7 protein-coding genes, 1 tRNA gene and 2 rRNA genes are annotated in these 9426 nt (G+C 48.9%); 3 read left to right on the plus strand and 7 right to left on the minus strand.

The window, feature by feature from the left end:
* Positions 1-40 precede the first annotated feature (40 nt).
* A complete protein-coding gene (locus P0Y67_RS21495; protein ID WP_342393517.1) occupies positions 41-229 on the minus strand; it encodes a hypothetical protein in 189 nt (62 codons plus the stop codon).
* 9 nt (positions 230-238) lie between these two features.
* On the minus strand, positions 239-475 hold the full coding sequence (locus P0Y67_RS21500) for a hypothetical protein (RefSeq protein WP_342393518.1): 237 nt from the start codon (positions 473-475) through the stop codon (positions 239-241).
* 122 nt (positions 476-597) lie between these two features.
* On the opposite strand from P0Y67_RS21500, the gene P0Y67_RS21505 reads away from it, so the two are divergent.
* Complete coding sequence (locus P0Y67_RS21505) at positions 598-1365, plus strand: helix-turn-helix domain-containing protein (protein ID WP_342393519.1); 768 nt, start codon at positions 598-600, stop codon at positions 1363-1365.
* Positions 1362-2369 carry a phage integrase gene (locus P0Y67_RS21510; protein WP_342393520.1) on the plus strand — a complete coding sequence of 336 codons (1008 nt, stop codon included), beginning with the start codon at positions 1362-1364 and terminating at the stop codon, positions 2367-2369. Before P0Y67_RS21505 ends, P0Y67_RS21510 begins: the two co-directional genes overlap by 4 nt.
* Positions 2370-2505: 136 nt before the next feature.
* On the opposite strand, the gene metH is transcribed toward P0Y67_RS21510, so the two are convergent.
* The gene (metH, locus tag P0Y67_RS21515; RefSeq protein WP_342393521.1) at positions 2506-6174 is read right to left on the minus strand and encodes a methionine synthase; all 3669 of its coding nucleotides are present in this window, start codon (positions 6172-6174) and stop codon (positions 2506-2508) included.
* Positions 6175-6373: 199 nt separating this feature from the next.
* On the opposite strand from metH, the gene P0Y67_RS21520 reads away from it, so the two are divergent.
* The gene (locus P0Y67_RS21520; RefSeq protein ID WP_342393522.1) at positions 6374-7711 is read left to right on the plus strand and encodes a cation:proton antiporter; all 1338 of its coding nucleotides are present in this window, start codon (positions 6374-6376) and stop codon (positions 7709-7711) included.
* Positions 7712-7779: 68 nt separating this feature from the next.
* On the opposite strand, the gene metA is transcribed toward P0Y67_RS21520, so the two are convergent.
* The 4 genes from metA to rrf (P0Y67_RS21540) all read right to left on the minus strand — a co-directional run bounded on the left by metA (position 7780) and on the right by rrf (P0Y67_RS21540) (position 9410).
* Positions 7780-8721, minus strand: coding sequence for a homoserine O-acetyltransferase MetA (gene metA, locus P0Y67_RS21525; protein ID WP_342393523.1), 942 nt, complete (start codon positions 8719-8721; stop codon positions 7780-7782).
* Between the two features lie 214 nt (positions 8722-8935).
* A 5S ribosomal RNA gene (gene rrf, locus P0Y67_RS21530) occupies positions 8936-9051 on the minus strand.
* A 7-nt stretch (positions 9052-9058) separates the two neighbouring features.
* Positions 9059-9134 (minus strand) — tRNA-Thr (locus tag P0Y67_RS21535).
* A gap of 160 nt (positions 9135-9294) precedes the next feature.
* A 5S ribosomal RNA gene (gene rrf / locus P0Y67_RS21540) occupies positions 9295-9410 on the minus strand.
* Between the last annotated feature and the right edge of the window lie 16 nt (positions 9411-9426).

A 9426-nucleotide genomic window follows, 5' to 3' on the forward strand; every position in this document is an offset into this window, starting at 1 on the left:
CGTTTTAAGAAATGACGAGTAAAAACCGTACCGTGTTGCATTACTCATTGACCTCATAGCAGCCTGTTGGCGTGCATCTGTAATTCATCGGGCGGGGTGTGTAAGTGCGCTTTCGTATCCCGTGCTTTTCCCGCAATTTACCCAGCAGGAACACAGCGCGCTGGCGTTTTTCGGGATCAGGGCTGACCATGCCAGCCATGTCCGGGCAAGGGGCGTGAATCGGATCCATGAATCCCCCTTAAATTGCTGATTTCCAATCCTGATATTGTTCTGCCTGTTCTACAGCCAATTGCTCAAGCGCCCTCATATTGATGAAATTCAGGCCTCGCTCGTTCCGCTCACGTTTCAGTACAGGCAACATGCCCCGTTTTATCTGGCCTCGAACAGCATCAAGAGTCTGTCCTGTTATCTCTGCATACATCTGAGGGGTTACAAATGGAGCACTATGTTGACGGATGTTGTTTTCTGTTTTCATTTTTTAACCTATCATTACCTTTCGTGTGCGTTTCTTGCTGAAACTCGATTAGTTACCTTTGATAACCTTTCGGCATTAACGCACGACAACCCCACATCTGTCAATAATGGAAATGATTGGTTATGAAGGAATGGTATCTAACGACTGAACTATGTTTGCTTGACAGCATGCCGAACAGTAGACAAGCAGTAGCCGCAAAAGCCATTAGAAACAACTGGTTAAAGAGGAAGGCGCAAGGGAAAGGAAGTGCTATTGAGTACCACATTTCGAATTTACACGAAGAAACACAAAAAGCACTAATCGAAAAATATGGAACAGATGTTGAAAAAAAGAACAGTCTGGAGACCATGAGGGAACTAAAGGAAACCGGAGAGAAATATAGAGAGCTGGAATATACGAAACCTTTGAAGTCACAAAAACCAGAGTCAAACGCATCTGCGATTTTTGAAGCACTACCTGTGAATGAAGTGGATACCATAGACATTCCAGAGTTTAACGTTCAAGCCGCCGCCGGGGCTGGCTGTCTTAGTAATACGGAATATCAAACAAGCGTGTTTACAGTATCAACTGCATTAGTTCGAAGCCTCGGGCTTCTCCCTGAGTACTCAGCAATTGTATTTTGCTCGGGTGAAAGCATGCTGCCAACAATGGATGATGGTGATCGGATACTTGTCGATACCCGAGAACTAACCGAGCCTGTCAAAGATGGGGTCTATGTCATTCGTATTGATGAAATGGTTTATGTTAAGCGATTGAAATGGAATATTTTAAATCAATCCTACAGAGTGGTTTCAGATAATCCGAGCTATGAAGATTTTGAAATGGCAGGAGAAGATCTCAAGCGTCTAAAAATAATCGGTCGTGCTGCAATGGTGATGAGGTCACTATGAGTATTAAAAAGGATGGTGATAAATGGCTGGTCGATATCAGGCCAGCCGGGAGGGATGGCAAACGCTTCAGGCGGAAATTTGACAAGAAAGCTGAAGCATTGGCTTACGAAAAATACATTCTTGCAAGGGCACATAACAAAGAGTGGTTAGGCCCTCCAGTAGATAACAGGAAACTATCTGAACTGATTGAAATATGGTGGAAAAAGTCAGGGCAATTTAAAAGGACGGCGAGTAATTACCTGAAAAAACTTGAATTGATCTGTACTGAGCTAGGTGATCCGCCTGTCAATAAGATTGATAACAAATTGCTTTCTGATTGGGTGCACTACAGACAAGAGAAGGGGCAGAAGCCAGCAACGATTAGCCGCTTGATAAGCACTGTAAGTAATGTTTTTACAGTGCTTACCTCTACAGGGGATTTCACAGGTACTCACCCGATAAAAGGATTTAAGCTTCCCAAAATTACCCGAAGAGAAATGACATTTTTAACCGAAAGCCAAATCAGTCAGTTATTGGATGCAGTGAAGCATGATAAAGAACTGATGATGGCCGTTGAAATATGCTTAGCAACAGGCTCAAGATGGAGAGAAACAATCACATTAAAAGCAAGCAACCTTTCGCCATACCGTATCCGGTTTACCAACACGAAAACAGGCAAACCAAGAACAGTTCCAATCAGTGAGGAGCTGTATCACCGCATATATCCCCAATCAGGAAGCGATGTTTTTTCATTTGACCCTCAGGCGGAGTTGTATGAAATCTTGGAAAAACTGGATTTTGGATTACCTAAAGGGCAAAAGGTGCATGTATTGAGACATACCTTTGCCAGTCACTTTATCATGGCAGGGGGAAACATCCTCACACTGCGAGACATACTTGGTCATTCAAGCATTGCTCAAACGATGGCATACGCCCATCTCGCACCTGATCACCTGGTAGATGCAGTAAGGTTCAATCCGCTGAGTAAAATGGCAGATAGAGCGTCCACAATATGCCCACTTTAACTACCTTTCTTAGACTGATATGACCTACAAACCACATAAAAGCTACGTAAAATCAAACACATGTGATTTCATCACCTTTCGTAAACCATAAAAAAAGGCCCTCATTGAGCGCCTTTTTGTTTTCAGTGGACAACCATCAAAGGTTTGGCCCCAGCCATTTCTCCGCTTCAAGCTCATCCCAGCCTTTACGCTCGGCGTAACTTTCCATCTGATCGCGCTGGATCTGCGCAACGGCGAAATAGCGCGATTCCGGATGTGAGAAGTACCAGCCCGATACGGCTGCGCCCGGCCACATGGCGTAGCTTTCTGTCAGGATCATGCCGGTATTGACTTCAGCATCCAAAAGCTTCCAAATCTCGCCTTTCTCTGTGTGTTCCGGGCAAGCGGGATAGCCTGGCGCAGGCCGGATACCCTGATATTTTTCACGGATCAGATCTTCGTTACTCAGGTTCTCGCCCGGTGCATAGCCCCAGATCTCCTTACGGACCGTTTCGTGCATGAATTCTGCAAAGGCTTCGGCAAGACGATCAGCCACCGCCTGAATCATGATCGCGTTGTAGTCGTCACCTTTGGCTTTGAACTGATCGGCAATCTCATATTCACCGATACCGCCGGTTACCGCAAAAGCACCAATCCAGTCGGCTTTACCGCTTTCTTTCGGGGCAATGTAATCCGACAGACAGTAATTCGGCCCTTTAGGTTTTTCTGTCTGCTGGCGCAGCCCGCGCAAGGTTGTCAGTACCTGGGTTCTGCTCTCATCGGTGTAGACTTCGATATCATCACCAATATTATTGGCCGGGAACAGCCCACAGACGCCATTGGCCTTTATCATGCCGCTGACTTCGATGTCGTCCAGCAGCTGATTGGCATCGTCAAATAAGCGCTGGGCTTCCTGGCCCACGACTTCATGGCGCAAAATGGTGGGATATTTGCCGCTCAGCGACCAGGTCATAAAGAAGGGCGTCCAGTCGATATAACGCCGCAATGTCGCAATATCAAAATCCTTGAACACGTGGATCCCCGGCTTTTGCGGCGCGGGAGGGGTGTAGCTATTCCAGTCGATCGCCACTTTATTGGCACGGGCCGCTTCCAGGCTGACAGGTGCACTTCGTGGACGCTTGCGGGCGTGTTGCTCACGCACCACCTCGTATTCCTGGTCAAGACGCTCAACAAACGCCGGCCGCTGGGCATCTGACAAGAGTGCCGAACATACCCCGACAGCACGCGAGGCGTTTGAGACATAAACGACCGGGGCATGGTAGTTCTGCTCAATTTTGACCGCCGTGTGGGCCTTGGAGGTGGTTGCCCCGCCAATCAGCAGAGGCAGATCAAACCCCTGACGCTCCATTTCTTTGGCGACATGCACCATTTCATCGAGTGAAGGCGTGATCAGCCCGGAGAGGCCGATAATATCGACCTTCTCTTCTTTGGCCACTTTCAGGATCTTGTCGCAAGACACCATGACACCCAGGTCGATGATCTCGTAGTTATTACACTGCAGCACCACACCGACAATGTTTTTGCCGATATCGTGCACATCGCCTTTCACCGTGGCGAGCAGTATTTTGCCGTTAGTACGTCCTGCTTGCTTCTCAGCATTGATGTAAGGTTCGAGATAGGCGACCGCCTGTTTCATCACCCGGGCTGATTTCACCACCTGAGGCAGGAACATTTTTCCTTCACCGAACAGATCACCGACTATATTCATCCCTGCCATCAAAGGCCCTTCTATGACCTCTAACGGTTTTTCTGCGTTCTGACGGGCTTCTTCGGTATCTTCAACAATAAACTCAGTGATCCCTTTGACCAGCGCATGGGACAGACGCTTATCGACCGGCCAGCCGCGCCATTCAGCGGCTGTTTTATCTTCTACCGCTTCGCCGCTGCCCCGGTATTTGTCCGCAAGATCCAGCAGGCGCTCAGTAGAATCATCCCGGCGGTTCAACACAACATCTTCCACCGCTTCGCGCAGCTCGTCTGCCAGGTCATCGTAAATGGCCAGCTGACCGGCATTCACTATGCCCATATCCATGCCATTTTTGAAACAGTGATACAGGAACACGGCATGAATCGCTTCCCGCACAGGATCATTACCACGGAACGAGAAAGACACATTCGATACGCCGCCCGAGACCATGGCGTGCGGCAGAGTGCGCTTGATGTCTCCCACGGCTTCAATGAAATCCACCGCGTAGTTATTGTGCTCATCAATCCCGGTGGCTACCGCAAAAATATTCGGGTCAAAAATGATATCTTCCGGCGGGTAACCCACCTCATCCACCAGAATGCGGTAGGCATTGGTACAGATCTCTATCTTACGCTCACGGGTATCGGCCTGACCGACCTCGTCGAACGCCATCACAATCACAGCTGCACCATAGCGGCGGATCAGTTTCGCCTGCTCAACAAACTTCTCTTTGCCTTCTTTGAGAGAAATTGAGTTAACAATGGGTTTTCCCTGCACGCACTTCAGGCCGGCTTCCAGTATTTCCCACTTTGAAGAGTCAATCATAATAGGGACGCGGGAAATTTCAGGCTCAGAAGCGCACAGATTCAGAAAGCGCACCATGGCAGCTTCGGCATCCAGCATGCCTTCGTCCATATTGATATCGATGATCTGAGCGCCGGCTTCCACCTGCTGACGCGCCACTTCCAGCGCTTCGTCATACAGCTCTTCTTTGATCAAGCGACGAAAACGGGCCGAACCTGTCACATTGGTGCGCTCACCGACATTGACAAATAAAGTGTCTTTTTCAATGGTCAGCGGCTCGAGACCTGACAAGCGGCAGGCAACAGGGATCTCAGGCAATGGACGTGGCGGGACATTCGCCGTCACCCGGGCCATTTCACGAATATGCTCTGGCGTGGTACCACAGCAACCGCCCACCAGGTTCAGGAAGCCGGACTCTGCCCACTCTTTGATATGCTCGGCCATTTCAGCGGCTTCCAGATCATATTCGCCAAACGCATTAGGCAGGCCGGCATTCGGGTGCGCTGAGACCGCACACTCCGAAATACGCGATAATTCTTCCACATACTGACGCAGCTCATCCGGTCCCAATGCACAGTTAAGGCCAAACGAAATAGGTTTGACGTGCCGCAGAGAATTGTAAAAGGCTTCAGTGGTTTGTCCTGATAAGGTACGGCCGGAGGCATCGGTGATTGTGCCTGAAATCATGACAGGTAAAGTCACACCCAGCTCTTCAAAGACCGTATCCACGGCAAACGCACAGGCTTTGGCATTCAGGGTATCAAAAATCGTTTCGATCAGGATGATATCGGCCCCGCCGGCTATCAGGGCGCGGGTTGATTCGGAATACGCTTCTACCAGCAGATCAAACGACACGTTCCTGAAACCGGGATCGTTGACATCCGGCGATATCGAACAGGTACGGTTGGTCGGGCCGAGCACACCGGCCACAAAGCGCGGCTTGTCCGGGGTTTTCGCCGTCCATTCATCAGCCACCTGGCGGGCCAGCTTAGCCGCTTCGAAATTAATCTCAGCGCTCAGGCTCTCCATGTCATAGTCAGCCATGGCGATGGTCGTTGCGTTGAAGGTGTTGGTCTCAAGAATATCGGCGCCGGCTTCAAGGTAAGCGGAATGAATATCCTTGATCAGTTGCGGCTGGGAGAGTACCAGCAGATCATTATTGCCTTTAAGATCCGAATGCCAATCAGAAAAACGTTCACCACGGTAATCCTCTTCATCCAGCTTGTAGCTCTGGATCATGGTGCCCATGCCCCCATCGATAATGAGGATCTGTTCCTTAAGTCGCTTTTGTAATAAATCCGTTCCCTTCGACACTGCTTACTTCCTTACACTTAAACCTATCAGCTGCTAACATCCTATCACAGCCTGATTGGAAATCTAGACGTCCATACATCGTTTGCGAAAACTTATTATCCAAGCGTAAGCCTAAAGTTTTTATGGCTATCAGAGGCCCGAACATTTATATTTTGTCACAATTTTTGCTTAACACTTTAACAACAGATGAGGATCAAGGATGTCGGTATACAGTACCCTCTGTTTTCTCGCCGCCGCCGCGATGGTTATTGCCTTTATTAACCACAAAATAGGCAAGATGCAAACCACTATCGCCATCACAGCCGGTGCTATTATTTTATCGCTCGGGATTGTGATCGCAGGTCACAACGGCTGGTTTCACCTGGAAGAAATCGCTGCAGAGCAGCTGGGTCAGATCGACTTCGAAAGCTTTCTGCTAAAAGGCATACTGGGCTTCCTGCTTTTTGCCGGCGGTTTAGGGATCAAGCTGCCACATCTCGAAGATCAAAAATGGGAAATCACCATTCTGGCTCTGGGGGCCACACTGTTCTCCACTTTTTTCATCGGTGGCAGTCTGTGGTGGATATGCCAGATGCTGGGAATCCAGTTTGACCTGATTTACTGCCTGCTGTTCGGCGCATTAATTTCACCGACCGACCCGATAGCCGTGCTGGCGATAGTGAAAAAACTGCACGCACCGCGCCGCATCTCCACCCAAATTGAAGGTGAGTCGCTGTTTAACGATGGTTTTGGTCTGGTCATCTTTGTGACTTTGTTTACCATCGCCTTTGGTGATGAAGCCCCTACTGTGCTGGGCGTTGGCCATCTTTTCCTGCAGGAAGCCATTGGTGGTATAACCTATGGTTTTGTTCTCGGCCTGCTGTTCCATTACCTGATCAGTTCGACCGATGATCACTCCATGGAGCTGCTGCTGACCCTGGGGATCCCAACGGCAGGGTATGCTTTTGCCGATGTGATTCATGTGTCCGGGCCGCTCGCTATGGTGGTCTCCGGTATCATGATAGGCAACTGGACCCGTTATATCGGCTTTTCTAAAGAGAGTGAAGATCATCTGGATCACTTCTGGGAGTTGGTTGATGAGTTCCTGAACGGTGTACTCTTCCTGCTGATTGGTATGAGCATGCTGTCATTCAGCTTCCATGAGGAAGACTGGACACTGATGGTGATTGCGGTACCGCTGGTGCTGCTGGCGCGCTATCTGAGTGTGAAGCTGTCATATCTTGGCTTTAAACGCTATCGCCAATACAATCCCGAATCGGTGAAGATCCTCACCTGGGGTGGCTTGCGTGGCGGTCTGGCTCTGGCGATGGCGATGGCAATTCCTGCCGGCGTTATCGTCATTCCGGAAAAAAACATTGATGTGAAAGAGATTATCCTGGTGATGACCTATTCGGTTGTGGTGTTCTCTATCCTGATCCAGGGTTCAACCATCACACCAATGATCGAAAAAGCGAAACTCTGGGAAGCAAATAAAGCAAAAGAAAATGAGCCAGCGGCTCCGGCTCACCCGCAGCCGGAAACCGCTCCCAAATCTTGAATACCCGAATCCTGACCATGAAAAAGACCTGCTTTGGCAGGTCTTTTTGTTTGCGAGGGCAACCTCAATCAGTCGTCCTTGGTGAATTTGTCTTCCGAGAAATGCTCCAGATCATAAGGCGTTTGCTGGTAGACACAATAATTCAGCCAATTAGCAAACAGCAGATGACCATGACTGCGCCAACTTGCCACAGGCGGTTTATCCGGATCATTATCCTGATAATAATTCACAGGAATCTTGGGCTCCATCCCTTCCCCCAAATCACGCATATATTCATTATGTAATGTATGGGCATCGTATTCAGGATGTCCGGTCACGAAGACATTGCGCTTATCTTTGGTGGCGGCCAGATACACGCCTGCCTGATCAGAGGTGGCCAGAATGTCCAGAGCAGTGTGCTCGGATAAAAACTCAGGCGAGAAGTCAGCATAACGGGAGTGAGGAGCCCAAAAGGTATCGTCAAACCCTCTCAGAAGAGGATGATGGGGATTGTGGACTCTATGGGTGTAGATACCTGATAATTTCTCTTTGCGGGTACGCTTAGGCAAATCGTACATCAGCTTAAGCCCAGCCTGAGCGGCCCAGCACACATACATGGTCGAAGTCACATGCCCTTTCGCCCAGTTCAGAATGGCCTGGATTTCTTCCCAGTACAGCACATCTTCAAACTGCACCAGGCCCAGCGGAGCACCTGTCACAATCAAGCCGTCGAAATTTCGGTGCTTCACCATTTCGAACTGCCGGTAGAAGGTGTCCAGATGCTCCATTGGCGTATTTTTCGTCGGGCGGTTATCAATCCGCAATAACTCAACATCCACCTGCAGAGGACTGTTTGATAACAGACGGAGAAACTGAGTTTCAGTTTCAATTTTTTTCGGCATCAGATTAAGCAACAATACCTTCAGCGGGCGAATTTCCTGACTGGCAGCGCGTTTTGCAGACATGACGAAGATATTCTCACTACGAAGAATATCTGTTGCCGGTAACTGATCAGGAATTTTAATGGGCATGTGTTGCTCTCCCTAAGATGTACAGACGTCCAGATACCCAAAAATTATAGAATTTCTACTCACTCTGCAAGCATTACCGCATTAAAAGAATTATAGATAGTTAAGGACATAATGAATAATTCTAATGAAAGCAGTTGGCTAGCGAAAGAGACAGTGAAAATAGCAGATAGCAGAAATGAAAAAACCCAGCCAAAGGCTGGGTTTTGAAGGAGGTGCTTAGCAATGTCCTACTCTCACATGGGGAGACCCCACACTACCATCGGCGCTGCTGCGTTTCACGTCTGAGTTCGGCATGGGATCAGGTGGTACCACAGCGCTATTGTCGCTAAGCAAATTCTGGTGCTAGTACCCAGATTTGAACTGGGGGCCTCACCCTTACCAAGGGTGCGCTCTACCAACTGAGCTATACCAGCAAAATTTTATCTAAACAAAGTCTTACGCTTCACTGCTTTGTTTGAGTAATTTGTCGCTGTGCGATGACGATTTTGATGCGAGAAGCGCAGTGTACATTCAGTACATGAGCATCGCAGCACTCAAAAACGGCAAGCTACAGTAGACAAATTAGTAATTAAAGCCTGGCGATGTCCTACTCTCACATGGGGAGACCCCACACTACCATCGGCGCTGCTGCGTTTCACGTCTGAGTTCGGCATGGGATCAGGTGGGTCCGCAACGCTATGGTCGCCAAGCAAATTCTTTCATCTA

The sequence above is a fragment of the Photobacterium sp. SP02 genome (assembly GCF_038519165.1).
Lineage (GTDB): Bacteria > Pseudomonadota > Gammaproteobacteria > Enterobacterales > Vibrionaceae > Photobacterium > Photobacterium halotolerans.

Excerpts from the sequence above, each read along its gene's own strand:
- P0Y67_RS21510 (WP_342393520.1), top strand. The coding sequence starts at position 1,362 with ATGAGTATTAAAAAGGATGGTGATAAATGGCTGGTCGATATCAGGCCA.
- metA (WP_342393523.1), bottom strand. The coding sequence starts at position 8,721 with ATGCCCATTAAAATTCCTGATCAGTTACCGGCAACAGATATTCTTCGT.
- P0Y67_RS21520 (WP_342393522.1), top strand. The coding sequence starts at position 6,374 with ATGTCGGTATACAGTACCCTCTGTTTTCTCGCCGCCGCCGCGATGGTT.
- P0Y67_RS21500 (WP_342393518.1), bottom strand. The coding sequence starts at position 475 with ATGAAAACAGAAAACAACATCCGTCAACATAGTGCTCCATTTGTAACC.
- P0Y67_RS21505 (WP_342393519.1), top strand. The coding sequence starts at position 598 with ATGAAGGAATGGTATCTAACGACTGAACTATGTTTGCTTGACAGCATG.
- P0Y67_RS21495 (WP_342393517.1), bottom strand. The coding sequence starts at position 229 with ATGGATCCGATTCACGCCCCTTGCCCGGACATGGCTGGCATGGTCAGC.